Annotated in this window: 20 protein-coding genes and 4 pseudogenes; 15 read left to right on the top strand and 9 right to left on the bottom strand. The window is 45.9% G+C overall.

Going from position 1 to position 25,412, the window contains the following annotated elements; genetic code table 11:
- Window positions 1-60 precede the first annotated feature (60 nt).
- The 5 genes and pseudogenes from AC566Q_RS12215 to AC566Q_RS12195 all read left to right on the top strand — a co-directional run.
- Complete coding sequence (locus tag AC566Q_RS12215; protein ID WP_278346604.1) at window positions 61-678, top strand: cation efflux transmembrane domain-containing protein; 618 nt, start codon at window positions 61-63, stop codon at window positions 676-678.
- A 451-nt stretch (window positions 679-1,129) separates the two neighbouring features.
- Entirely contained in the window at window positions 1,130-2,464 is a 1,335-nt protein-coding gene (locus tag AC566Q_RS12210; protein ID WP_029937684.1) for a TolC family protein, read from the top strand.
- Window positions 2,464-3,399 carry an efflux RND transporter periplasmic adaptor subunit gene (locus AC566Q_RS12205; protein ID WP_499617054.1) on the top strand — a complete coding sequence of 312 codons (936 nt, stop codon included), beginning with the start codon at window positions 2,464-2,466 and terminating at the stop codon, window positions 3,397-3,399. The genes AC566Q_RS12210 and AC566Q_RS12205 overlap by 1 nt, the downstream gene beginning before the upstream one ends.
- A 60-nt stretch (window positions 3,400-3,459) precedes the next feature.
- Window positions 3,460-6,594 carry an efflux RND transporter permease subunit gene (locus AC566Q_RS12200; RefSeq protein WP_499617052.1) on the top strand — a complete coding sequence of 1,045 codons (3,135 nt, stop codon included), beginning with the start codon at window positions 3,460-3,462 and terminating at the stop codon, window positions 6,592-6,594.
- Window positions 6,595-6,812: 218 nt separating this feature from the next.
- Window positions 6,813-6,989, top strand: a pseudogene (locus AC566Q_RS12195) (cation diffusion facilitator family transporter); the annotation flags it as partial.
- Window positions 6,990-7,037: 48 nt separating this feature from the next.
- Here AC566Q_RS12195 and AC566Q_RS12190 read toward each other — a convergent pair.
- The 4 genes from AC566Q_RS12190 to AC566Q_RS12175 form a co-directional block, all read right to left on the bottom strand.
- Window positions 7,038-7,370, bottom strand: a complete 333-nt coding sequence (locus AC566Q_RS12190; RefSeq protein WP_040133149.1) for a YnfA family protein — start codon at window positions 7,368-7,370, stop codon at window positions 7,038-7,040.
- 119 nt (window positions 7,371-7,489) lie between these two features.
- A complete protein-coding gene (locus AC566Q_RS12185) occupies window positions 7,490-7,684 on the bottom strand; it encodes a hypothetical protein (protein WP_499617049.1) in 195 nt (64 codons plus the stop codon).
- A gap of 54 nt (window positions 7,685-7,738) precedes the next feature.
- A complete protein-coding gene (locus tag AC566Q_RS12180; protein WP_499617046.1) occupies window positions 7,739-8,539 on the bottom strand; it encodes a DNA-binding protein in 801 nt (266 codons plus the stop codon).
- Between the two features lie 310 nt (window positions 8,540-8,849).
- Window positions 8,850-11,828 carry a Tn3-like element ISShfr9 family transposase gene (locus AC566Q_RS12175; RefSeq protein WP_273604201.1) on the bottom strand — a complete coding sequence of 993 codons (2,979 nt, stop codon included), beginning with the start codon at window positions 11,826-11,828 and terminating at the stop codon, window positions 8,850-8,852.
- Window positions 11,829-11,966: 138 nt separating this feature from the next.
- Here AC566Q_RS12175 and AC566Q_RS12170 point away from each other — a divergent pair.
- A pseudogene (locus tag AC566Q_RS12170) lies at window positions 11,967-12,833 on the top strand (Tn3 family transposase); the annotation flags it as partial.
- Here the strand turns inward: AC566Q_RS12170 and AC566Q_RS12165 are convergent.
- A pseudogene (locus AC566Q_RS12165) lies at window positions 12,833-13,471 on the bottom strand (IS1595-like element ISAma5 family transposase); the annotation flags it as partial. The pseudogenes AC566Q_RS12170 and AC566Q_RS12165 sit on opposite strands and share 1 nt — an antisense overlap.
- Window positions 13,472-13,557: 86 nt before the next feature.
- Between AC566Q_RS12165 and tnpA the strand changes: the two are divergent.
- Genes tnpA through tnpC form a run of 3 tightly spaced genes read left to right on the top strand, consistent with a single transcriptional unit; the run spans window position 13,558 to window position 15,769 of the window.
- Window positions 13,558-13,842 carry an IS66 family insertion sequence element accessory protein TnpA gene (gene tnpA / locus AC566Q_RS12160; RefSeq protein ID WP_499612145.1) on the top strand — a complete coding sequence of 95 codons (285 nt, stop codon included), beginning with the start codon at window positions 13,558-13,560 and terminating at the stop codon, window positions 13,840-13,842.
- The gene (gene tnpB, locus AC566Q_RS12155; protein ID WP_126874057.1) at window positions 13,842-14,177 is read left to right on the top strand and encodes an IS66 family insertion sequence element accessory protein TnpB; all 336 of its coding nucleotides are present in this window, start codon (window positions 13,842-13,844) and stop codon (window positions 14,175-14,177) included. Before tnpA ends, tnpB begins: the two co-directional genes overlap by 1 nt.
- A 23-nt stretch (window positions 14,178-14,200) precedes the next feature.
- Window positions 14,201-15,769 (top strand): IS66 family transposase, encoded by a 1,569-nt coding sequence (gene tnpC, locus AC566Q_RS12150; protein WP_499617493.1) that lies wholly within the window; start codon window positions 14,201-14,203, stop codon window positions 15,767-15,769.
- A 23-nt stretch (window positions 15,770-15,792) separates the two neighbouring features.
- Here tnpC and AC566Q_RS12145 read toward each other — a convergent pair.
- Window positions 15,793-16,038: pseudogene (locus tag AC566Q_RS12145) on the bottom strand (transposase); the annotation flags it as partial.
- A 105-nt stretch (window positions 16,039-16,143) separates the two neighbouring features.
- Here AC566Q_RS12145 and AC566Q_RS12140 point away from each other — a divergent pair.
- The 5 genes from AC566Q_RS12140 (at window position 16,144) to AC566Q_RS12120 (ending at window position 21,254) form a co-directional block, all read left to right on the top strand.
- Window positions 16,144-17,481: an argonaute/piwi family protein gene (locus AC566Q_RS12140; RefSeq protein ID WP_499617044.1), complete on the top strand. Its 1,338-nt coding sequence runs from the start codon at window positions 16,144-16,146 to the stop codon at window positions 17,479-17,481.
- 90 nt (window positions 17,482-17,571) lie between these two features.
- The gene (locus tag AC566Q_RS12135; protein ID WP_499617042.1) at window positions 17,572-18,810 is read left to right on the top strand and encodes a tyrosine-type recombinase/integrase; all 1,239 of its coding nucleotides are present in this window, start codon (window positions 17,572-17,574) and stop codon (window positions 18,808-18,810) included.
- Window positions 18,811-19,159: 349 nt separating this feature from the next.
- On the top strand, window positions 19,160-20,359 hold the full coding sequence (locus AC566Q_RS12130) for an IS4 family transposase (RefSeq protein WP_100970741.1): 1,200 nt from the start codon (window positions 19,160-19,162) through the stop codon (window positions 20,357-20,359).
- An 18-nt stretch (window positions 20,360-20,377) separates the two neighbouring features.
- Window positions 20,378-20,842, top strand: a complete 465-nt coding sequence (locus tag AC566Q_RS12125; RefSeq protein WP_499617039.1) for a hypothetical protein — start codon at window positions 20,378-20,380, stop codon at window positions 20,840-20,842.
- A gap of 193 nt (window positions 20,843-21,035) precedes the next feature.
- Window positions 21,036-21,254, top strand: coding sequence for a Cif family virulence factor (locus AC566Q_RS12120; protein WP_499617036.1), 219 nt, complete (start codon window positions 21,036-21,038; stop codon window positions 21,252-21,254).
- 94 nt (window positions 21,255-21,348) lie between these two features.
- On the opposite strand, the gene AC566Q_RS12115 is transcribed toward AC566Q_RS12120, so the two are convergent.
- Window positions 21,349-21,543 carry a TPR end-of-group domain-containing protein gene (locus AC566Q_RS12115; RefSeq protein ID WP_499617491.1) on the bottom strand — a complete coding sequence of 65 codons (195 nt, stop codon included), beginning with the start codon at window positions 21,541-21,543 and terminating at the stop codon, window positions 21,349-21,351.
- A gap of 114 nt (window positions 21,544-21,657) precedes the next feature.
- Between AC566Q_RS12115 and AC566Q_RS12110 the strand changes: the two genes are divergently transcribed.
- Entirely contained in the window at window positions 21,658-22,614 is a 957-nt protein-coding gene (locus tag AC566Q_RS12110; RefSeq protein WP_499608136.1) for an IS1595-like element ISAma5 family transposase, read from the top strand.
- On the opposite strand, the gene AC566Q_RS12105 is transcribed toward AC566Q_RS12110, so the two are convergent.
- Together AC566Q_RS12105 and AC566Q_RS12100 are read right to left on the bottom strand one after the other, a co-directional pair.
- Complete coding sequence (locus tag AC566Q_RS12105) at window positions 22,565-24,223, bottom strand: winged helix-turn-helix domain-containing protein (RefSeq protein WP_499617034.1); 1,659 nt, start codon at window positions 24,221-24,223, stop codon at window positions 22,565-22,567. The two genes, AC566Q_RS12110 and AC566Q_RS12105, sit on opposite strands and share 50 nt — an antisense overlap.
- Window positions 24,223-25,344: an ISAs1 family transposase gene (locus tag AC566Q_RS12100; RefSeq protein WP_499617032.1), complete on the bottom strand. Its 1,122-nt coding sequence runs from the start codon at window positions 25,342-25,344 to the stop codon at window positions 24,223-24,225. The genes AC566Q_RS12105 and AC566Q_RS12100 overlap by 1 nt, the downstream gene beginning before the upstream one ends.
- Between the last annotated feature and the right edge of the window lie 68 nt (window positions 25,345-25,412).

Here is a 25,412-nt window from a genome sequence, read left to right as displayed (position 1 = left end):
ACTCTATACCAAGTATAGACTTTATACTCATTTTATTCATCAGTAAAGAGTGTGTTTCCAATGAGCGGATGTGGGTGCGAAGTTGAAATAAAAGACCAGTCTCAACGACAGGTTTTGTATTGGCTTTTGGGAATAAACGCGACAATGTTTGTTATAGAAATGGGGATCGGGTTGCTTGCTGATTCAACCGCATTAATAGCCGATTCACTTGATATGCTCGCCGACGCAGTTGTCTATGGTGTTGCCCTTTATGCTATTGGTAAATCGCTATTGCACAAAGCGAATGCGGCTAGAATTAGCGGCTTTTTTCAGATGGCATTGGGTCTGTTGATTATCATTGATATTGTAAGACGGTCAATTTACGGTAGCGAACCTGTATCAGGATTAATGATGGCTATGGGGGCAGTTGCACTGGTTGCTAATGTCATTTGTCTTGTGATCATACGCAAACAAAGAAATGAAGAAGTGCATATGCGGGCAAGCTGGATATTTTCAGCCAACGATGTGATTGCCAACTTAGGCGTTATTTTTGCTGGCGTTTTGGTGTTTTGGCTCGATTCTCGATGGCCTGATCTGGTTATCGGTGTGATAGTTTCGTGCGTTGTGTTGCGCGGGGCAAAAATGATCCTCGAAGAGGCTGGAAATGAAAGACAGCGAGCGCTTAATGCGCAAAGTTGATAAGAACATGCCAATTTTTAATTGCACATCAAAATTGCGTAGGTTGGCATGGCTACTTATTACTTTGCTCATGTGTCAATCGGGCTTTTCGTTCGCCGCTCAATGCGATGACTACCCGGCGGAGGTATCGTCAGTCCCTGAACAATCAAAGTCCATAGGCACTTATGATGTTCCCGAAAAAAATGTAAATGCTGATGATACGTCGAGTGAAGAGTCTAAGTGTTTCCATTGTGTGCTGTGTCAATGTGGACAGATTAAGTTTCTGGCACAACACCCAATAAATGACGTATCTAAACCGTTATATACCAATCAATACAGTTATTCCCGCAACGTCACTGACGGCCTAGTCGAAGGCCTTTTGCGCCCACCTCAACATTAATCCATTCCCTCCTATATGTTTGCATGGGTGCTTTCCATGTATGTCGTTATCTTATGAACAAAAGGTTCTTTTATGAGTTCTTCACGCCCATTGGGCATAAAAAAAGCTAGCTCAGCGTATCTGAAATTGATATCTGCTGCACTGGTAACCATGAGCATATCTGTTCAATCTGCCAATGCGCAAAAGTCTTCAATCACGCTTGAAAATGCGCTCAAACGCACATTATCAAACAACCCAGATTTAGTTGTGTTCGAATTTAAATCTTCGGCTTTGGATGGTGAATCAAAAATGGCCAGCTTACGACCTGAAATGTCAGTTGGGGTTGAAGTTGAAAATGTGTTGGGAACAGGCGAAGTGTCTGGTATCAAAGATGCCGAATTGACACTGACCTTATCGTCGGTCATCGAGCTTGGAGATAAAGTCAGCGGCCGAATGAATGTGGTGAGTTCAAAAAAAGCACAACTGCTTACACAACGGCGCATTCGTACGCTGGACATCTTGGGTGAAACAACTCGACGATATATCAATGTCATTGTCCAACAAGCGTTGCACAAGACTGAGCAACGAGCTGAAATGCTGGCTCGCACAATGCTTCAGACAGTCTCTACACGGGTTGAAGCGGGGGCTTCTTCACCACTTGAGAAAAAACGTGCAGAGTCAGCGTTGTCGCAGGCGCGTTTGTCGTTATTGATAAGTGAACAAAAACTCAATGAGTATAAACGCGACCTGGCCATCATGTGGGGTGACACTAACGCTGCGTTTGCGGAAGTTGAAGGGACACTGTTATCGTTTCCAAATTCACTATCACTTGAACATATGCTTTCACAGCTTCAAAGCAATCCACACGTTCTGCTTTATGCTGATAACTATCGGGTACAAGAGGCCAGATTGAGAGTGGTTCAGGCCAGTCAGCAGTTCGACATTGCGTGGGAAGCCGGTATCCGAAGAATGCAGGGAATTAATGACACAGCGTTAGTCGCCAGTATTTCGGTGCCGTTAAATACCAAGCAGCGGAATCTAGGAGAATACGAACAACAGCGCGCATTGCTTGACAGTATCGACTATCAAAAACAAGCGAAAATTCGTGAACTCACTCGCCAATTAAATCAAGTCATTAGCGCAAAAGACCAAGCCTTGCTCACTGTTACGACCCTTCAAGACAATGTCGTTCCCACATTGGAATCTGCATTGAAATTGGCGCGGGATGGCTATGAAAGTGGTCGCTACAACTATATAGAGTGGGTGACAACGCAACAGCAACTCATCGATATGCAACGAACACTGATAAAAGCCGCAGGCTTAGTCCACCTTCGAAGCGCAGATCTAGAGGCACTTACGGGAATTCCCGTGTTTTCTGACTCTCCCTCGACGTCTGCTCAATCATCAGAATTACTAGAGAAAAAATAATGAATACATCACAATTTACATTACTCACTAGCGCACGTGACTTGCTTGGCGTGTTAGCCATGCTACTGACTTTACTGTTTGCTACTGTCGCCCTGGCTGATGATGACGATGAGGAAGCCGAAGAAAGACCCGAGTACGTAGTGTTATCTCAAGAACGGATGCTTGAAAACGATATCGTGACTGCTTCTGCCGCATCAGGAACATTATCGCTCACAACCAGAACGTTTGGGCGGATAGTTCATGATCCTGCATCACTGAGTCATATTCGTGCCCGCTTCGACGGTGTTGTAAAACGTATCATGGTGAATATTGGAGATAAAGTAGAAAAAGGTGACACGCTGGCAATCATTGAGTCAAACGAGAGTTTAAATCAATACTCAATCACCTCACCGATGTCTGGAAAAATCATAGCTAGACACGCCAATGATGGTGAGCTCACCAACGGTCAAGTGCTGCTTTCTGTTGCTAATTACTCTCGCGCAATTGCTCAATTGGCTATTTTCCCCAAACAACGTACTCATATTGCCGCTGATATGGAAGTCACTTTAAGGCTTGAGGAATTGCAGCAACAATCAAGTATAAGCCACATTACGTCCTCACCGGATGACAAACCCTATTCTATCGCGTTTGTGAACGTTGATAATGGCAGTGGTTATTGGCCTTTAGGCGCTATGGTAGAGGGTTATATTCAGATTGGTTTCCAAGAAGTCAATCTGGCACTCCCCAAAAGTTCAATACAAGAGTTAGATGGGCAAACCATTGTTTTTGTCAAAGAAGGGGAACGATTTTACCCCCGCCAAGTAAAACTTGGGAACACGGACAACCGTTTAGTAGAGATTGTGAAGGGCGTTCAAATAGGCCAGCAAGTCGTTGTAGAAAATAGCTATCTACTAAAAGCTGATTTATTAAAAATGGAGGCGGGCGATGATGACTAATTACCTGCGCATTTATTGTCAAAAGCAAAGCCAAGTCCATAAAAACGGTGAGGTGAGAGCATGATTGCACGAATACTCCGTCTGTCGATTGAGCGCCGTGGTGTCATGATGTTGTTCGCCTTGTTTGTCGCCTTTTTTGGTATGTACAGTTACAAACAACTGCCGATTGATGCTGTGCCTGATATCACCAACGTGCAAGTGCAGATAAATACCGCAACCCCAGGTTACTCGCCTTTGGAGACTGAGCAACGCATAACGTTTATAGTTGAAACCTCGCTGGCCGGTTTGCCTAATTTATCGTATACCCGCTCGATATCACGCTATGGCTTGTCGCAAGTCACAGTCGTGTTTAAAGAGGGCACCGATTTATATTTCGCACGAAATCTCGTCAACGAGCGTCTCACCGCCATCGCGGCGCAATTGCCAACAGGGTTAACCCCTGAAATGGGCCCTATCGCCACAGGCTTGGGTGAAATTTACATGTACTCGTTAAGTGCTGAGCCTCAGGCGCGACAGGACAACGGTCAACCCTATGATGCTATGGCATTAAGGGAGATCCATGATTGGGTAGTTAAGCCCCAATTGTCGCTTGTTGAGGGGGTGACCGAGGTTTATGCGATAGGCGGATTTGAAAAGCAATATCATGTGAATCCTAATCCAGTCGCAATGATAAACTTTGGGATAAGTACAGGTGACCTTCTCAGTGCGCTAGAACGCAACAATGCGAATCAAGGCGCTGGTTTTGTAGAACAAAATGGGCAACAAGTACTGATCAGATCGGAAGCCCAACTGAGGGGCATCGACGATATCGGCCAAGTGGTTGTTAAGATCATTGATGGCGTACCGGTAAAAATTCAAGACATCGCCCAAATCAACCTCGGTAAAGAGCTGCGCTCTGGAGCCGGCACGTTAAATGGCCAAGAAACAGTGATTGGCACGACAATGATGTTAGTGGGAGAAAACTCTCGTACGGTCGCCAAAGCTGTGGACAGTAAGCTCGAAACCATTAAAACAAGCTTACCCGAGGGCGTTATCCTTGAAGCGGTTTACGATAGAACAAGCCTCGTTGACAAAACCATCGACACAGTACAGAAAAACCTCGTCGAGGGCGCTTTACTTGTCATCGTTGTGCTATTCGTTTTGCTTGGGAATGTGCGAGCTGCACTTATTACAGCCGCTGTAATACCCCTGGCAATGCTTGCCACGATATCGGGTATGGTCAAAACCGATGTGTCTGCTAACTTAATGAGTTTAGGCGCACTGGATTTTGGCTTGATTGTCGATGGCGCAGTTATCATTGTTGAAAACTGTATCAGGCGATTATCCGAATCCCAGAAGCAAAACGGCGCAACTCTACCGCTCAAAGAAAGACTGAATGTTGTATATGAAGCCACTAATGAAGTCATACGTCCCAGTTTGTTTGGTGTATTGATCATTACCATTGTTTATATCCCCTTGTTCACGCTCACTGGCGTCGAAGGTAAAATGTTCCACCCCATGGCAGCGACCGTGATAATGGCTTTGCTTGCCGCAATGGTATTTTGTTTTACCGTAGTGCCTGCGGCGATAGCGATTTTCATGAGAGGTAAAATTAGCGAAAAAGAAAGCCCAATTATTAAAGGTGCAAAGGCAGTCTATCGTCCTGTTTTAACCGGAGCGCTGCGTTTTAGATGGCTAGTGGTAGTAGCAGCGAGTGCTTTGGTTGTCGGCAGTTTATGGATGGGCAGTAAATTAGGCTCCGAGTTTATTCCTCAGCTCAATGAAGGTGATATCTTAGTACAGGCAATACGGATCCCTGGGACAGGGGTAGAACAAGCAGTTGAAATGCAAAAAACTCTTGAAGCGAAACTTATGCAGTATGAGCAAGTACAGACGGTATTCGGTCGCACGGGTACGGGTGAGGTCGCCACCGACCCTATGCCACCAAACATTACTGATACGTTTGTTATTTTAAAGCCTCGGGAGCAATGGCCCGATCCATCAATGACAAAAGCTGAGTTAGTGGAAACGTTTGAAGAGGACTTGTTTACTTTGCCCGGCAATAATTATGAATTTACGCAACCTATACAAATGCGTTTTAACGAATTGATTAGTGGCGTAAGGGCAGATTTGGGGATAAAGCTATTTGGGGATGACTTAGATACGCTCTTTGCATCTGCTTCTGACATTTTGACCGTTATTTCAACGATTGAAGGAGCTGATGACGCGAGGCTTGAGCAGGTAGAAGGCATTCCAATCTTCACCGTCACACCAAAGCCTGATCAATTGGCACGCTTTGGTTTGGATATAGCCGACTTGCAGTTATGGCTCAATGCTGCGACAGGTGGAGAAACCGCTGGAATGATTTTTGAAGGCGACAGACGCTTTGAGATTGTCGTGCGATATGGCGACGACATTCGAAATGAACTCACTCAGCTTGAGAGCGTTCCCATCGTCACGCCCTCTGGTGAGCATGTACCGATAAGCGAATTAGCCACACTGGCATTTAAAGAAGTACCTAGCCAAATAAGCCGGGAAAATGGCAAACGTAGTATTGTTGTCACAGCAAATGTGCGTGACAGAGATATTGGCACTTTTGTTGAAGAAGCTCAGGCGAGAATCAATGATGAAGTAGATTTACCTGCTGGTTATTGGCTCGACTATGGTGGAACCTTTGAGCAGCTCGAGAGTGCGAGTCAACGATTGACTATTGTGGTACCGGTTACGTTGTTTGTGATTTTGACAATGCTGGTAATTGCGTTTGGTTCTATACGCGATGCGTTGATTATCTTCACAGGTATCCCTTTGGCATTAACAGGCGGTGTAATGTCTCTTTGGTTAAGGGATATGCCTTTATCCATATCCGCGTCGGTAGGATTTATCGCACTGTCTGGGATTGCCGTATTAAACGGATTGGTAATGCTGTCCTTCATCAAGCAACGTTTGCTAGAAACCGGAGAATTAGTGAATAGCATTGTTGAAGGGGCACTTATTCGCTTGCGTCCGGTATTAATGACAGCACTAGTGGCAAGCTTAGGATTTGTGCCCATGGCGCTGAATACGGGCATAGGTGCAGAAGTGCAAAGACCGTTGGCGACGGTTGTGATTGGCGGCATTTTGTCCTCGACACTGCTTACTTTGGTTGTTCTACCAGTTCTCTACAGAATAGTGTATGGGAGACATTTAACTAAATTGACGATTAATCACGCTAGTTAATACTGGTTATGGAGAAGGTCGATTCCTAGTATCGACCTTTGAAATACAAACGCTGGAAAGTAATAGTTGATGGTGTCATTGGTTTTTTTTTGTAACTAAATCGATAATACTATTAAGAAAATGAATAGGACGCTCCAAGCAACTACATTAGATATGTGGGAGGGGCTTTATGAACTTTAGTAAAGCAGCAAAACATCATGTGCTTAAAAAGTTAAATCATGCACAGTCACAATCATAGTCACGACCATTCACATGGACGTTCGAGTGATGCGTCAAAGCGTATTGGTTGGGCGTTTTTCCTAAATGTGGTGTTCACCATTATCGAGTTTATTGGTGGCTGGCTAACGAACAGTACCGCTATTAGAGGTCCGGCCGGTAAAAGCGTTGGATTTAGCCACTTTGAGCATAAGCGGCTGATATTATTCAACATTATGGCGCCTTGCCTAACCGGCCGTTGGCTGTATAACGATGATGGTAACCCCTACCAATGCGACCAAAGCCCCCGCGATGTCCCAACGGGTGAGCGCCACTCCGTCAACAATACGCAACCAGAGGAGAGCAACGCCCAGATATATGCCCGCATAGGCAGCATAAGTGCGACCTGCCGCCGTTGGGTGAAGCGTCAACAGCCACGCAAATAACGCCAGCGAAAGCGCAGCAGGAATTAACAACCATACCGACTTGTTCTGTTTCAGTACCAGCCACGGCAGATAACAACCTACAATTTCGGCAACCGCAGTAATTACAAATATTGTGAAAATTGACAGCAGATTCATTGGCAAAAGATCCTTGATGTGAAGAAGCACAGAAGCTTCAAGTGGAAGAACCGACAAATTTGATGAGCTACGACGATTCCACTATTAAGCTGCCGGGCGCTCAAAATACATCCATCCGGCTACAGCGAACTTTGGAGCTGTTTAAATTGACCTTGGATCACGGCTTTTTCCTGAAGAATGACTTTATTCTCGTCGATCAGAAGCGCCGCTTTATCCTGGGTGGTTTTCAATTCGGTTTTTGTGGTCTCCAGTGTTTGGGATAAGACGGCCACTTGCTTATCAACATCAGCTTTCTGAGTGGTGAGCACGGCCATGTTTTGCGCCAAATGATCATTTTGATGCTGGTATTCCCGGCACTTTGCCACGGCTTATTCAAGCTCGTGTTTCAGGTTCTGGACATCTTCTATCTTTCCCTTCACGTCGCTATTTAGCGCCCCATTGGCCCGTTTTAATTCATCGGCATGTCGTTGTAACTGCACATTGGCGTCAAACAGCTCTGACGCTCTCGACTCAGCCTGGGCGAGCCGGTGTTGCAGATCCTGGATCTGATCGTTCAGCCCCTGGTTAACTGAACGGAATTGTTCGCGCTCCTGCTGGCGGTCTTCGGCAGTACGCTGCTGGTAATGTTCGAAATGATCGCGGATATCCTTATTTTCTTGTTTGAGTTCCGCAACGCTCTCCTTCAATTCAACAATCCGTGCAGCAGCTTCGTCCCGCTGGGACTCGGCCTTGGCCAGGCTGACACGCGCGTCTTCCAGGGACCGACTTTGCTCGCTTTTTTCTTTGCTCAGCCGTTCGGTCTGGTTCTCCAGGTCCCGTTGTCGGGCAGTTAGTTGCGCCATGGTGTTGTCGGCATGGGTCAACTCTTTGCGGAGTTCTTCCTTTAAAGTCTCGAATTCCTGGCGAGCTTGTTCGATACGGTGGTCGGCCATCTGCTGTACCCGCTCATGCAGGGACTTTACCACCTCGACGAGGTCGTTCGGCAGCCCACTGACATCGGCCGCCTCCCCATTGTCTGACCGCCAACGCTTGAGCAATGGCGCGATGGTGCTTTTGCTGCCGGTGCCCAGGTGTTCGCGCACCCGATCCACCGTGGGTTCCTGGCCTTGCGTTTTAATGGCTTCAGCGGCTTTAGCGATATCGTGATAAGTGACTCCGGCACGGGCCATGGTGATTCCTCTCGGATTATTTAGTAACATATTACATAACACGTAATATAACATTATATTGGTTCGTTTCAAGATCGCTTGAATTCATGATACTAACCACTGATAATCATCCTTATCGTGGGCTAGTTGATCTTGACGTAAATTTTCGACTTGTAACGCCGGTACATAGCCGCCTTTTGAGCGACATCGAAGGAAATCCTATTCATGAACAACAAAGGGGTTCTAGGGATTTTCCCCTCTAAAAAGACATAATCCTCTGTAGACCACACCAATAAATGGCTGCGGAGGTGGTTTACTTTCAGCTTGGAGCCTAATCATCCACTATCGGCCTTGTTATTTCGCCAATATTGGGCAATTTCCCAGTATTAGTGAAGTTATACGTTCCGCTTAAGTTGATATTTTGCCACGCAACGGGCGAAACAGCACGAGTGATACCCGCTTTCTCTTCATCTCCTCTCGCTTCAAAGTGTCCCAGCAGATGACTCAGTATCGCGGAGTTGAAGTAGATGATCGCGTTGGCAAGCAATCTTGCACATTCATTCCAGATAGCGATTTCACTCTCGTTTTTGCCTCGGAACTGATCGCCATTCACCGACGCAATAGCCCGTCTCAGGAAGTGCCACGCTTCTCCCCGGTTAAGGGCACGCTGAACGTACTGCCGCAAACTGGCATTGTCTATGTAATCCAGTAAATATTGCGCTTTGACCAGTCGATTATACTCCGTCAGCGCCTGTAATGTCGGGTGCCCCGAAGGATAACCAGACAACTTTCTTACCAGCATTGCCTGTGTCGTTCGCTTTGTCTGAAGTGACAGAACAATGCGCCTAATATCCTGCCATCCCGTTTCGATGACATTCGTCCTGATGGGCTTTTTCAGGGCAAGGTTGGTGCCGCCGTGTTCATTTTCAGTTACGTCAAACAGATCATTGATGACACTACTGAACTGCGCGTATCGCGGTGCAAAACTGTAACCGCATAGATCCAGTAAGGCGAAGTTAACATGATTGACACCGTGTGTATCTGTCGAGAGTACGTCAGGTTTGATTTCACTGCTGTTGGATTGTAACAGGTCATAAATATAGTGTGATTCGTGCTCGTTGGAACCGATGATCCGAGCATTGAGGGCGCTGTGGTTGGCTACCAGTGTCATGGCCGTGATCCCTTTATTGGTGCCGAAATACTTAGAGGAGTACCGGGTTTTAAAGGTTTCCAGATGGGTTTCGAATTTCTGACCATCCGCACTGGCATGCAACTGGTCCTCCTGAATATGGTAGTGGCGGAAGATGGGTAGCGCTGCAACCGCATTATTGATCACATCGCTGGCATCATGCAGCGTTTCAGGCCGGATATAGTTGGCCTGCACCGTACTCAGGTGTTCATAGCTTCGATCGGAGATCTGCGCCATGCCATACACACCACGGTGAGTGGCGTTGGCAATCAGAATGACCAGTAAATCATCCTGATGAGTGAACCCTTGTTTTTGTATCGGAAGTACATGAGTCAGACATTTCATGAACCCGGTTTCGCGCTCTACATACCGCAGTACATCCGCGATATCGACCGGTTGCATTCGCTTAAAAAAGGGATTGTTGACCAGAGATGTAGCGCTTTTGGTCGGCAGACGCCAGCGGGTACCGGTACGATTTTTCATGATCACATTTCGATTGTCTCCCTCATCAATATGGAGAGCAACGTCTTTGAGCGCACTTTCCAGCCGGTGTTGTTGCTCCTGTAACAATAACTCTGCGGGCTGTTTTAGTCTGTCCAGTGTTGATGAGGCCAGCAAGGTATCCTGCGATGTCTGGGGGATCAGGTCGTCTTCCAGTGCGCGGTATTTGGTAACATTTGGCAAATAAATGCGTCCGTTCAGTCGCGAAGTCAACTGGCGGTAGAGCAGCCATTCGTAACGTTGCGGGTTAACGTTATCCTGTTTAACCAACCATGGGAGGTGCTTTTTCGGGATGAGCGACGTATCCATCGTCTTCAGTGGTCCACCGGATGCGATTTCCGTCTGAATCTGTTGAAGTTGGGCGACGACGGCTTCTGAGCCTTTACCGGCCTCACAATCAAGGCACAAGAACACCTGCCTTAACAGTTGCTTCAGGAGATTGCATTGTTCATCGTAATGTTGCCACTGGTACTCTTCCACGGTCCGTTTCTGTTTTTTCAGGTAAAGGCAGAGGGTCTGGATATCCCTGTCATTCATGACCTTCAATGCCTGTTGTCTGACTACTGAGAAGGGTTGATTATCATCAATGTTCTCATCCACAAACAGATGCAGTAACTCTGCCGCTTTTGTGACATTGTCCGCGGCTGACTGCCAGGACAGGAACACTGCTTGTTGTGCAAAGGTGTTGGCAGCTTCTTGTTGCTTGCGGATATGGTAAATGAACCCATCAGTTAACCGTTCCAGTGCCAGTTGTATCCGCTCTGTCAGGTGACATAGCAACCATAGATGCTGCTGTGCGCGTTTGAATCGTTTGAGTTTACTGCCGTAATAGTTGATGAGCTCACCGAAGTGTTGTCGATTTTTAAGAGACAGATTAAGCCCATCGATAACGCCATTGATTTGCGTGCGCCATGGCGCTAACTGATGATAAAGGGCAAGCTCTTTTTTAAGCTCAGGTACGGTCAGACTTTTTGCACCGCCTCTGAGCTGGTTCAGGCTTAGTCCGTCATCAATGGCTGTTATGCTGTCCAGAAAGACGTGAAGTTCAGGACTGGTGAGTTGATTAAGTTGGTGCGCCAGGTCTTTTCTGACCTGCTGCATTGTTCTGCTTATCAGTCTCTGGAGTACGGTATACCTGGGGATAGCAATGCTGTGACTGGCTAGGAATTCAATAGCAGTATCAAAGAGGTAACGCGGCTCCAGCCAGGCATTGCCCACCTGAACAAGGTGGTCGAAAAGAGAATTGAAGTGCTGACTTTCGTCCCATTTGTGATAACCAGCAAGGTCTAATACTTTTGCGTAGAGTCGATCTTTTTGTTTTTGTGAGGGAGTGAATGGTCTGAGCCCCTTGCCGCCAAGCAGCTCTTTACTGATGAACATTAAATCCTTAGAAACCTGCGAGTAAGCGATATCTAGGATGACGGGCTTTGATTTGAAGTATCCCAAAATCGCGACAAAGTAACATCTATGAGCTCTGAGACGAATTGACCGAAAAACTGCCAATTCCGCATCGTTCAGAGAAAAGTACAGACGTTGTTCTTCGATTGAAAAAATGGGTGGGGAATAAAGATCTGCCTGTTCTGCTCTCGTGAGAATAGTAATTTCGTTTTTGATGGCCATATCAGGGCTGTTCCGTATTAAATGTACGATATTTACCTAATTTGCCACACTTATAAGTAGTAACCCACCTCCGCAGCCATTTATTGGTGTGGTCTACAGAGGATTATGTCTTTTTAGAGGGGAAAATCCCTAGAACCCCACATTGGTCCCACCGAAACCGTGCGATCTGTGCAGGGCGTTTCTCGCAAGCAAGTCGCCTGGCTTAACTTAAAACGCACGACGGAAGCGCGTCTCGATAAAGCTATTGCGAAGATCAATAGCGAGTATAAGAAATACCGGCTCATTGAGTGTTGGGGATCAGGCAGCAGTGTGTCCGCTGATGGAAAGCTTTGGGATCTCTACGAAGATAATTTGCTATCTGAATACCATATTCGGTATGGCAGCTATGGCGGCATTGCCTATTACCACGTCTCGGACACCTATATTGCATTGTTCAGCCGGTTTATTCCCTGCGGTGTCTACGAGGCGATTTATATCTTGGACGGCCTACTCAACGATGAATCTGATTTTAATCCGGACACCGTTCACGGCGATACACAGGCGCAATCCACACCCGTCTTTGGCCTGGCGTACTTGCTGGGCATAAAGCTCATGCCCCGTATCCGAAATATCAAAGATCTCAGCTTTTATAAGCCTGATCGCTCCATGGTACTCAAGCATATTCAGTCTTTGTTCAAGGAGCCGATCAAGTGGGATCTCATTGAAAAGCACTATGCGGATATGATGCGAACGGCCATGTCAGTTAAAGCAGGGAAAATCACCGCTTCGACAATCCTGCGCCGGTTCGGCACCAAGAACCGGAAAAACAAGCTGTACTTTGCGTTCCGTGAACTCGGGCGCGTGGTCAGAACCATGTTTTTGCTGGAATACATTACCGACGTTGATCTGCGCAAAACAATCCAGGCAGCGACCTGTAAGAGCGAAGAGTTCAATGAGTTTGCCCGGTGGTTGTTTTTTGCTAATGGCGGGAAAATTCCTGCAAACTTGAGACACGAACAAAGCAAACCTAGGTAGTGTTCCAAGTATTTTGTGGCTACTCCGTGAAACCGTTTTATCCACGCTTTCAGACGGCTGTGATAGGCGTTAACATTTTGAATGTGAAAGACTTTATCTATCACCTTAACTCCTCCTGCCACATCTAAGCGCTTGTGTATTAAATCATTTTTCTCAGAAAGAGCTATGTAGGGCTTATAGCCATCACTACACAACACACTGTCTTTCTCTAATTTCCCTGCTAGCTCCTGATGCAGAGCTGCCGATGTAACACTTGGCACAACGGCTTCATACGTATTCTTAGCTCGGTCTCTGACCGTTAAAACTGGCACCCAATCATCCTTTGAACGCCCCCGTTTTTTCGCTTTCATCCCTCTTTTACGGGGCTGACGAGTCATCCGTTTTGAGCCTTTCTCTGAGTAGGGAAAAAGTGTTTCGTCTGCCTCGATAATGCCTTCTAATTTGCTCGCTTTCAGTGCTGATGGTAGCGCCAAGAATCGGTGCCGCCACCTGAACGATGTTTCAAGGTGGAGGCCACATTCTTCGGCACATTTACGCAATGGCTTACTGTCCAGCATACAGCGAATATATTCTAACCAAAGCTCTTTGTACCTCAGTCGAGCTAGCGGTGTCGCCGTTGTCGCTACAAAGTAAGCGATCAATTTAGACCGTCTTTTCCTCATTGAACTACCCCGTAAAATAGTCCCCGTAGATTTTACTCACGGAGACTTAATCGATGGCAACAAAAAGACGTACACGCGAGCAATGGCAGGTATTGGTTGATAAGCAAGCAGCAAGCGAACTGTCGGTCAGTGAATTTTGTGCACAGCATGCGTTAACAGTATCAAACTTCTATCTGTGGCGTAAAAAACTGAGCGATGATAGCCAATCGCTTGCGCCGCAGGATAACTGGCTTGCCTTTGATATGCCAGCAAGTGCGAACCAGAGCGCAGGCTCTGCCTGGGAGATTGAACTGGCATTACCCGGTGGTGTGGTGCTGCGGATGAACCGGGCTGCCTGATGTTACCCTTATCCAATGGGCGTATTTGGCTGTATACCGGTAATACCGATATGCGCAAACAGTTTGATGGGCTGGCGGCACTGGTACAGGGCAAACTGGGGATGCAAGCGCATTGTGGTGACTGGTTTGTGTTTATCAATAAGCGCCGCACCCAGCTAAAGGTGTTGTATTACTACCAGGGCGGTTATTGTTTGTGGAGTAAACGGTTAGAAAAAGGCACCTTCGCCAAAGTCACTGACGGTACAGCAAAAACACCATTAAACAGTGCTCAGTTACAGTGTTTGATTGATGGCATTTACTGGCAAAAAGACAAACAAAACAGGCGATTTAATTGACTGATTTTGTTATAATTTACGCCATGAAAACACATTCTATTAGTCACCTTTCACCGTCTGAAATTGAGGCTGCCTTTGCTCATCAAGCTGAGGAGATTGCGCAACTCAAGCATCAACTGGACTGGCTTAAACGCCAGTTGTTCGGGCGTAAGTCTGAAAAAGTGTTAGTGGATAACCCGGCCCAGAGTAGTCTGTTTAGCGAAGGGGAAACGCACGCCTTACCGGCAGACACCAAACCGGTGAAGGCCCATACCCGTTCCTCACAAAAGCAACGTCGCGACTCGGATGTGAATGATGACGGCCTACGCTTTGATGAGACGGTGCCTCAGCTGATTATTGATGTGCCTGCGCCTGAGTTACAGGGGGCGGATGCCGACCAGTATGATGTCGTGGATATCAAAGAAACCCGTCGCTTAGCACAACAGCCCGGCAGTTATGTGGTACTGGTGTATCGTCGTCAGGTCGTGCGTCATAAAACCACGCAAACCCTTAAGGATACCCCAGCCCCCATCAATGTACTGGAAGGCTGTTACTGCGATGTCTCACTACTCGCTGGGCTGATGGTGGATAAAGCGGTATATCACTTACCGCTTCACCGCCAACATCAACGGATGCTCGATAGCGGTATCACCCTTAGCCGGGCTACCTTAATCAACTGGATACAACAAGGCATTGAGCTGCTTCGGCCCATCGCCAAGGCCCAGTGGCAGCACATTCTGCAAAGCAAAATCCTGATGATGGATGAAGTGCCCATTAAAGCCGGGCGTACCAAAGGGGCTGGCCGAAAACCGGGGCAAATGAAACAAACCTACTTCTGGCCGATGTACGGTGACAGTGATGAGGTGGCGTTTACCTGGAGTCACAGCCGGGGCATGTTGCACGCCAAAGCACAGTTACAGGACTTTACCGGTACCTTGCTCACAGATGGCTATGCCGCTTACACCAAAACGGTTGAACAATTAAATCAACACGAACGGCAGATTGTGCACGCTGCCTGTTGGGTACACATGCGCAGAGGCTTTGAAAAAGCCCTCGACAGTGAGCCGCAAACAGCGCAACAGGCATTGGATATTATCGCCACACTCTACCGGCATGAAAAACACATCCGGGATAAGCAATCAGACCTGGCCGATATCCATACCTACCGCCAACAACACAGCGAACCACTCGTGACTGACTTCTTCCGGTGGGTCTACCAACAACGCCAGCGCACTGATTTACTACCCAAATCCCCCTTCGCCAAGGCGCTTCATTACACCGCTGAGCGAGAGAGCCAACTCAAGGTGTTCCTGAGTAACCCCGCGTTACCCATGGACACCAATCATCTTGAGCGGGCACTGCGGGTAATCCCCATGGGCAGAAAAAACTATTTGTTCTGTTGGTCCGAACTCGGGGCTGAACAACTGGGCATATTACAAAGCCTGATGGTGACTTGCCGCCTGCAAGGCGTCAATCCCTACCATTATCTGGTGGATGTATTGCAGCGTGTAGCACTGCACCCGGCCAAAGATGTACTCGACCTGACGCCAAGAGTCTGGAAAGAGAAATTCGCGGACAAAAAATTGACGAGCGATTTAGATAAAATGGGGTGATCCGGGTCTATATTGATCGCTTACGCTACAAAGGTTTTGCCGCAGTTCTTGCAGCGATAACGCTGCATCTTGTTTACCTTACCGTGCCGATTGATCAGTGAGCTATGGCAGTGTGGACATTCAGGGTTTTCAACCATCCGCTCCTCAAGCTCTGTTATCAACTGTGAGACGCTATCAGTGCCTTTCAGCAGCTTCTCAACATAACGGGTTTGACTATCTGTTAAGTGTTCTAACTCGGCTATAAGCTTTGTAAATTGTGCTGGGAGCATGATCAATTCTCAATGACTGTATTCATATACAGTGTAGCAACAATTTAGCAGAACATAGCCTTTGGGAAAGGTACTCATATATGTCCAAGGAATGGAATTGAACGTATGGGCGTATATAACACAAAAGATGAATTGCGGCGCTCAGAACTTAGATTAGGGATCGTGGGAAGAGGGGAAGGTGTTGACAAGCTAAATGTCTGGCTGGATTTATGTCGAACTGGTATTTTAGCCAAAGAAAGCCATCTTTCAAATCTATTTAAAGGCTTTGGAGGGGTGTCATTGGATTATGGGTTTCATACCCAATTACTTTCGTCTCCGGGCTACACACGCACTATTCAAAAATCATCAATTGTCAAAGTTGGTAAAAATAAAACGCGAGAGGAGCGAGTTGTCGATGCCGTTAACTTGTTTTATGAGCAGATACAATTTCTTGCGGAAAATCGTTCAATTGATGTAATCATCTGTGTAATTCCTGATGAAATGTTTATCTCTCTGACAAAAAGAGAAAAGCATTCAACAGAGGACACTGGGAAAGTTGAACTCTATCTGGAACATGATTTCAGAAGGCTCCTAAAAGCAAAGTGTATGCATCTCGGTGTACCACTGCAGTTAGTTGTTGAGAGCACATTGTTAACGGGTAAAGCTAACAGAGGCAATCAGGATGATGCGACACGAGCTTGGAATTTTGCAACAGCTCTCTATTACAAGGGTAACAAAACAGTTCCCTGGCGGTTAAAAGAAGAGCGATTTAAACCCAAAAGTTGTTATGTTGGAATAGGGTTTTATCGAAGCAGAGATGGTGAAACGATCTCAACAAGCCTTGCTCAGGTGTTCGATGAATTCGGACACGGTGTCATTCTCCGTGGCACGCCCGTTGTAATAGACAAAAATGATAAACGACCATATATGTCTGAGCAACAAGCCTATGATTTGTTGAGCTCAGCATTGTCAGAATATGGTAAAGCACTAATGCACATGCCTGCAAGGATTGTCATCCATAAGACTTCGAAGTTTAGAGATACTGAGATTAAAGGATTTAATCGTGTACTTGAGGAAAAGAGCATCAGTGCAAAGGACTTTGTTTCGATAACAAACACTGACATGCGTTTGTTCAGCGATTCAAACTATCCACCGGTAAGAGGTACTTTACTTTCAATCAATGAAAATGAAGGTATTCTGTACACACGAGGAACCATAGATTTTTATCAGACATATCCGGGGGCATATATTCCCAATCCGTTAAAAATTGATGTGTTTGAAAATGATTCTTCGCTTGAAGAGCTTGCGGAGGAAATTCTTGGTTTAACCAAGATGAACTGGAACAACACGCAATTGGACGGGCGCTTACCAATTACTCTTGAGTGTGCAAAGAAAGTGGGAGAAATAATGAAGTATGTTGATTTAGGAAAGAAACCTCAGGTCAGTTACAGTTTCTACATGTAACCTCTACTATGTCTAATACGGTTTAGTATTAGACATAGGGGGTAGGGGTAAGTTATAGTGTTGCCATCTTAACTAACAATTAAAACACACTTGGCCATCACTAAACCCACACCGTTGTTTCCCACGTATACTGAGCTGGCAGAGCTCAGTCTGTCTGACTATCCACAGCTAAGTTCATTCTTAGATAAGCAACCAACATGGATGAGACAGCACTGGGACTGGGCGAAAGAATATCTTTTATATATCGGTCGCAACAAATCACAGCACACCTATGTGCGTTTTCGAAATGATATCGAAAAGTTTCTACTGTGGGTCTTCATGGTGGATAAACAGCCAGTGGACGATTTACGCAAAGCAGATATTTTGCGATACATTGATTTTTGTGTGGCGCCACCGGTTAAATGGATAAGTACGCAGCTCCATGATCGATTTAGCCTCAATAACGGTTACTTTGCTTCAAACCTTAAGTGGACGCCGTTCAGGCAATCGCCGCCCAAATACGATAAGAATAGAGTGCTCGATCCAAAAAAGTACCAACCGTCATTGCAAACCCTCGAATCTACCTTTGTGGCATTAAGTTCTTTTTACCGTCATCTCATCGATGAAGAAATTTGTTTCGGCAATCCCATTCCATTGGCGAAACGTGACTGCAAATATTTGATAAAAGACAGTCAGGTGAAGACGATCAGTCGATTAACGGAGCAGCAATGGCAATATCTCTTAGATACCGCAGTTGAGATGGCTGATAACGATCCACTTGTAGAACGCAATTTATTTGTTATTGCTACCATGAAAACCCTGTTTCTGAGGCTTTCAGAGCTCTCGGAGCGCCAAGACTGGACACCGTTGATGAGTCATTTTTGGACAGATGAGGACAACAACTGGTGGTTTAAGGCCTATGGAAAAGGCAAAAAGATTAGAGATATCACGGTACCACCGGGTTATCTTACGTTTTTGAAACGTTACAGACAGTGGCGTGGACTGTCACCGTTACCAACCAAAGGTGAACAAACCGTTTTGGTCGAAAAAATTCGCGGTCGCGGTGGTTTAACGAGTCGTCAAATTTCCAGGCTTGTACAGCATGTTTTTGATGCGGCTTTCGACAAGATGAAGTCTGAACATGGAGTAGAAGCCGCACAGAAATTAAATGAAGCAACGACACATTACTTGCGTCACACCGGTGCCAGCATGGAGATTGAAAGAGATCGTCCACTGAAAGATTTATCCGAAGATTTAGGGCACTCTAGTAGTGCAACGACCGATACGGTTTATGTCCAGGTAGAACGAAAACGACGTGCATCGTCTGGTAAAGACAGAAAAGTCGAGTAGCTAATGCGAAAGACAACATGCTACATGTGCGATGCCTTAGCGACAACGACAGAGCATATTCCTCCGAAAGCATTGTTTCCAAAACAAAAAGATGTGCTTAGGGAGCTCAGTCTACGCAAAGAATTAATTACGGTACCATCTTGCGAGGAACACAATAATAGTAAGAGTAAAGACGATGAGTATTTAGTGTTTTGTCTGTCTACGTGCTTTCATGGAAATGACATAAAAGAGCAGCTGTTTAATACTGAGCTATCCCCACGAATAGTAAAATAAAGTCAAAGAGTTAGGGAACATTCATGGCATTTGGTGATCAGATCTTTCGCCAAAAAAAACCAACACAGAAAACACCATGAATGCACGCTCTATATTGAACAATCTTGTCTCTTTTGTCAGCCATAAAATGCATAAAACCCGCAAACAGGCCGTTGTCGCCTGTGTGCGAAGCTTGATTGAGAGCGGTTCGGCCACTGTGACCAGTATGGGGCGCGGTATCCGTTCCAATGCCTATGAGAAACACCGTATTAAGCGGGCTGACCGGCTGTTATCTAATGGTCACCTCCAGCGTGAAGTACCGTTTATCTATGCAATGATTTGCCGGTTATTTTGTACCTGTAAACATCCTGTCATTGCCGTTGACTGGTCAGATTTGGATAAGTGCAAAAAGCACTTTTTACTTCGCGCCGCAATTGTCGTTAAAGGGCGGCCTATTACCCTTTATCAGGAAGTGCATGATAGAAAAGCCAGTGCAAAAGCGACTACACATAGAGACTTTTTAGAGATATTGCACACGCTCTTACCGGATACCTGCCAGCCCATTATTGTCACTGATGCGGGCTACAAATCGCCGTGGTTTCGTGAAGTGCAGGCATTGAGATGGCATATTGTCGGACGTGTGCGAAAGCCACATTTATATTCGCTGGATGGCGGTAATGAATGGCAATCTATCGCTGAGCTTTATCTAAAGGCTACAACACGGCCCAAGCGATTTGATAACGCGCTTATCGTCAAGTCACGACCTTTTGCCTGTACCTTGGTGTTGGTTAAAGAGAAAGCGAAAGGTCGACGAGCGTTTAATGCCAATGGCTCGCGCCAACGGGATACCAATTCATTGAAATATGCTGATGGCGCAAGAGATCCGTGGCTACTGGCGACGTCATTGCCCTACCATCGTCACTTATCTAAACAAGTCATCGATATTTATCGCCAGCGCATGCAAATAGAAGAAGGCTTTCGGGATATGAAAAGCACGCGCTTTGGTCTGGGGTATGAAAATAATCGCAGCACAACCAAGACACGCATTACTGTTCTGGTCTTGCTTACCACACTGGCTTCGTTAGTGGCTGTACTGTTGGGCATGCTATTAGTTGTCAGTAACAAGCATCGACGCTTTCAGGCAAATACCGAAACAAAATCCGTACTATCCTTTCACTTTCTTGGCTTGAGAGCTTTTAACACCTCAATGCGATTTACCCTGCATCAGTGGAAAAAGACGATCCGCTGGCTTGATGAACTCACCGCTGAAGCTTGCATGAGCAAGATTACATGCTAAATTCGTGGGGATCCCTCAGTGTTTAATACCAAGATCATGCGAGCAATTGATCGTCGACCTGACACATATTCGAACTTTTTAGATAACTATCAACGTGTAATGCTGAAACATCCCGATGGAAAAGTAGAACACACTGCAGCGTATTCAATCGACCTAAGACGTTTTGACAGCGTGTTATCGCACATAGCATGTGGATTGTATTACCATCACACTCAAAGTAAGTGGGAAGGCGCCACGCTTGTTATGAGCAAAGAATTACGTGATTTGAGCTCTATAAATTCTGATGAAGTAAATAGAATAACTGACGATACTATTGAGCGTGTAACATCGTTCTTAAGCGAGACAAAAAGTTTTGGAGCAAATCCAGAGGTTTTCTATTATAAAATTTATGATGATAGGCCCAAAGGTTTTGTAGTTTTAATGACATTTTATTCAGCGATATCTGTCGCGGTAACGTTAAGTGAAAACTTTAAAACTAAATGACTTATATATAAAAAACAGGTACTTACGTTAAAATATCGAATTTCAGTGACCTAAACGGTAGTTCAGCCTAAATAACGGTGATCTGCAAGCTATTTCAAATTGTTACAGTGACGATGCCAAAATCGTTGCTACCCCATTAGGCCAGCAACAACACGATAGCATTACCGCACTGCAGGCGTTTCAGAAAAAGTATATGCCATCGCATTTGGTTACCTCTGGAGATGAAATTGTTATCGAGGCTGGTGATATTGCCTTGGTAATTAGCAAGTTATATCTCGTACCTAAGGCTACGCCACTGGCAACACCCTGCGAGGGAAAGCGAGCTTTGTACGTAATGCAGCGTCAGCCACATGGTGAATGGCGCTGTATTATCGATAACTTTTTTGGTACCGATTTACTCGATTTTGCTTAATGATTTTAATGGTTCAGGGCCGAGTCTCATTGGCCCTTCACTTCATAAAATCGCATTGCAGTTGATTTATCGCTTTAAAGCCTAAGCTTGTTTTTTATTTTGAATAGCGCACTATAGATTGATCATCTAAACCGATACGCTTCAACAATATCAGATATCTTGGATCTTCTTTTATGGGTGCTAAGCGGGGATCTTGTCGGGTAAATACAAGGCAATTTGAGCGTGCTTCGATGGCGTCCTGCAAATTAGCAAAAGCCTGGTCTATGTCATTCAGTAAAATATAATTAATTGCCTTTTCGTAAGGACAAACATAACTGTCAAATTGATCAGCCTGTTTTAGTAAGGCTATGTTCTGCTAAATTGTTGCTATACTGTATATGGATACAGTTATTGAGGGTTGATTATGCTCCCAGCACAATTTAGAAAGCTTATAGCCGAGTTAGAACACTTAACAGATAGCCAAACCCGTTATGTTGAGAAGCTGCTGAAAGGCACTGATAGCGTCTCACAGTTGATAACAGAGCTTGAGGAGCGGATGGTTGAAAACCCTGAGTGCCCGCACTGTCATAGCTCACTGATCAATCGGCACGGCAAGGTAAACAAGATGCAGCGTTATCGCTGCAAGAACTGCGGCAAAACCTTTGTAGCGACAACGGCGACACCGCTAGCTCGACTAAGATACAAAGAGCTGTGGTTAGAATATATTCGCTGTATGCTGGACAGTAAGCCATTGCGTAAATGTGCCGAAGAATGTGGTCTCCACCTTGAAACATCGTTCAGGTGGCGGCATCGATTCTTGGCGCTACCATCAGCACTGAAGGCGAGCAAACTAGAAGGTATTATCGAGGCTGACGAAACACTTTTTCCCTACTCAGAGAAAGGCTCAAAACGGATGACTCGTCAGCCCCGCAAAAGAGGGATGAAAGCGAAAAAACGAGGGCGTTCAAAAGATGACTGGGTGCCCGTTTTAACGGTCAGAGACAGAGCCAAGAATACATATGAGGCCGTTGTGCCAAGTGTTACATCGGCAACTCTGCATCAGGAGCTAGCAGGAAAATTAGAGAAAGACAGTGTGTTATGTAGTGATGGATATAAGCCCTACATAGCTCTTTCTGAGAAAAATGATTTAATACACAAGCGCTTAGACGTGGCGGGAGGTGTTAAGGTGATAGATAAAGTCTTTCATATTCAAAATGTTAACGCCTATCACAGTCGTCTGAAAGCGTGGATAAAACGGTTTCACGGAGTAGCCACAAAATACCTAGAACATTACCTTGGTTGGTTCAGGTTTATGGATAACCCAGAAAACCTTAACGGAAACAGGCTCTTTTCGATTCAACAACAGTTAATCCGAACATAGCCTTTAGTAAATCTAAAATCTTTTCCTGTTGTCCTGCATAACCATATGCCTGAGCTAGTGCTAAATATGAGTATGGCGATTCAGGGTCGAGCAGGATCCCCTGCTTTGCCAGCCTGATCGCTTCTGAATGTTCCTTTCTTAGTGACGCAGACATACTCGCGCCGCTGAAGATCATCCCTACTTTCGGATGCAGTGTTGTTTTCTCCTGACTCCAGTGCTTCGCGGCTTCCAGTTCACCTACCATGGCCAGCAGCCAGTGTCCCCAATCTGCGATTTCAACGTTCAATGGATCCAATTTATCAGCAAGGGTGATTGAGTTAAGAACATTTTTTGTATCACCAATACCGCTATAATAAATTGCCAAACCCAATTCCGTTTGCGCCAACCTTGGATTGAGTGCCTTGGCGGCAGAGAGTGTTCGTATCGCATCTTCCCAACGCCATGCAAAAGCATAGGCTAAACCAAGAGAGGATAACGCTTCGGCGGAATCACCCTGATGACTAAGCGCGGCGTTCACAGCTGTGGCGACTTCAGGTAATACCTCCACAGGCCTTTCAAAATACGCCATGACATTCCGATACGCATCGGCTTTTGCTAAATAGGCTAACGCAAAGTCAGGATCCAGTTCTATAGCTTGATCAAATAGAGATATTGCATGAAGTAAAGCATCATGGTTTAGCTTGCTCGCTTCATACTGGCCATTTACGTAGAGCTCATATGCGGCTAAATTAGCGGTAGGGAAGCTTGCCAGTGCATGTTGTTCAGCCTGCCCTAATATGAGCTTCAAAGAGTTGGTTACGGAGCGAGCAATATCTTCCTGGACGGAAAAAAAATTGGTATTGTCGATAGTAGTTTCATAAGCTTTATTCCAAATAATTTTATGCTTTTCAATCTCCGATAACTCTGTAGTGATACGTATTTTGCTATCCCATGACACATTCACAACCGCCGACAATACTAAATTTACTTGAGGCAGGTTATCTTCAAGACTGTCATTATTTGTTTGTTGATTAAATGAGAAAGCCGACGTGGCCGGGACTACTTTTAAGGAGGAAATCCGGCTTAGTTTGCGAATTACCTCGCGGGTCATCTGGTCGGCAAAAGGTTGCCAATTCCCCTCTTCCATACTGGAAATTTCAAAGGGCATTACCAGTATATGCGGCGCCGGTTGTTTAGTGAGTTTTAGTGATGCGATCCCGATCAGTCCAATTAGAAATAAGGTGACAATTGCATAAACTAGGTAACCAGGCGCCCGTAACAAGATTGGAGTGCGTTTTGCTGCGTTGGATATTGATTGTTGATCAATAGGTTTCGAATCTTTCGTTACCGCTGAATGTTCTACTACATCGCCAACAAATTGATAGCCTCTTCCTCTTACGGTTTTAATTACTTTTTGCAGATCACCGTCATCGCCCAGTACCTTTCGCGCTGATTTTATGTGATTACTCAGGGTTGTGTCTGAAACCGCCCTGCCTTTCCAAATTTGGGAAAACAGCTCATCCCTGGTTATAACTACATCGCGATGGGTTATCAGATAAATAATCAAATCAAATACTTTCGGCTCAACAGGAATAGGCCTGCCGTCCAGGGCAACCGCATGAAGGCTCATTAATTAACCATGCCGCTGAATCCCGCTGTTAATACAGCTTCCAGGTAACTCGCTTTCATCCAAGCCCGTTTTTGCTTAGCGGGTATGCTGCCTTTTGATGATTCAGCTCGCAACATGTTTAAAGCCACGTGGCGTAGCATCGACCAGTTTTCGGCACCGTGGTTCTGGTGGATTTGGCAGTCGTCTTCACGCATGCTAACGTCCAGAACCCAATGCAAGCTGTTCTCTACAGCCCAGTGAGAACGCACAGCTTCGGCGAGTTGCTTTTCACTCAAAGATGCTGAACTAATATGATAGCGATACGTCAGTTCCGGCGCTTTACCTTCTTGTTGGCGGAAGCTCATGCTCATGCCAAGCGTCTTTAGCTCTGGCCATTGTGGAAACGCATTGCTCACGTCATCAGCGCTTAGTACATGGTAGGTGCGGGCGTCTATGCGTCCTCGTTTTTGCTCGAACGTTAAGCCACCGAGAGGCGCTTTGCGTATCTCATCAAATGCATCTTCCACCGCTTTACAGAGCTTGCCTTGATTGCTTTTGAGCGTGAACAGGTAATTACCGCCTTGCTCGACTATTTGTTCTGCAATGCTAGTCTGACAGCCCATAGCGTCAATTGATACTAAGGTACCCTGGACATCAAGTAACTGAATAAGGTCAGGAATCGCCGTAATTTCGTTCGATTTTTCTGACGTCTTAACCTGGCCAAGCACCACTTTATTGGCGCAAGCGAACGCATTCACCATATGTATCGTGGATTGGCGGTCACCGCGCTGGTAGGAGCTTCGCAGCGTTTTACCGTCAATCGCAATCAGTTGTCCTTCGGTGCTTTCATGCATCGCCTGCATCCAGTTGATAAAGCAGGCTCTGAACTGCTCTGGGTCGATACGCGAAACGGTACGGGCTATGGTGTCATCAACGGGGACACCATCGCGCAGATAACCATGCTTTTGAAACCAGTCAATGTGGCCGTCGGCATAATCGCGGATCTCGCTCCAGCCTTCGGCTCCAGCGACGACACCACACAAGGTGATAAACAAAATATCCTCAAGCGGATAGGTCACTTTTGCTGATTGACGAGTGTCAGATAATTCACCAAAGTGTGTGGTGAAGGCTTCGATATACATGGCTTAGCTCCCCGAAAAGAGAGTATAAGATCACGCCTAAACCGGATCGTCAAACTGATCGTTTAGTT

Source organism: Alteromonas sp. H02, assembly GCF_059682525.1.
Note: the sequence above shows the minus strand (reverse complement) of the source record. Positions and strands in the feature narration are given on the sequence as shown.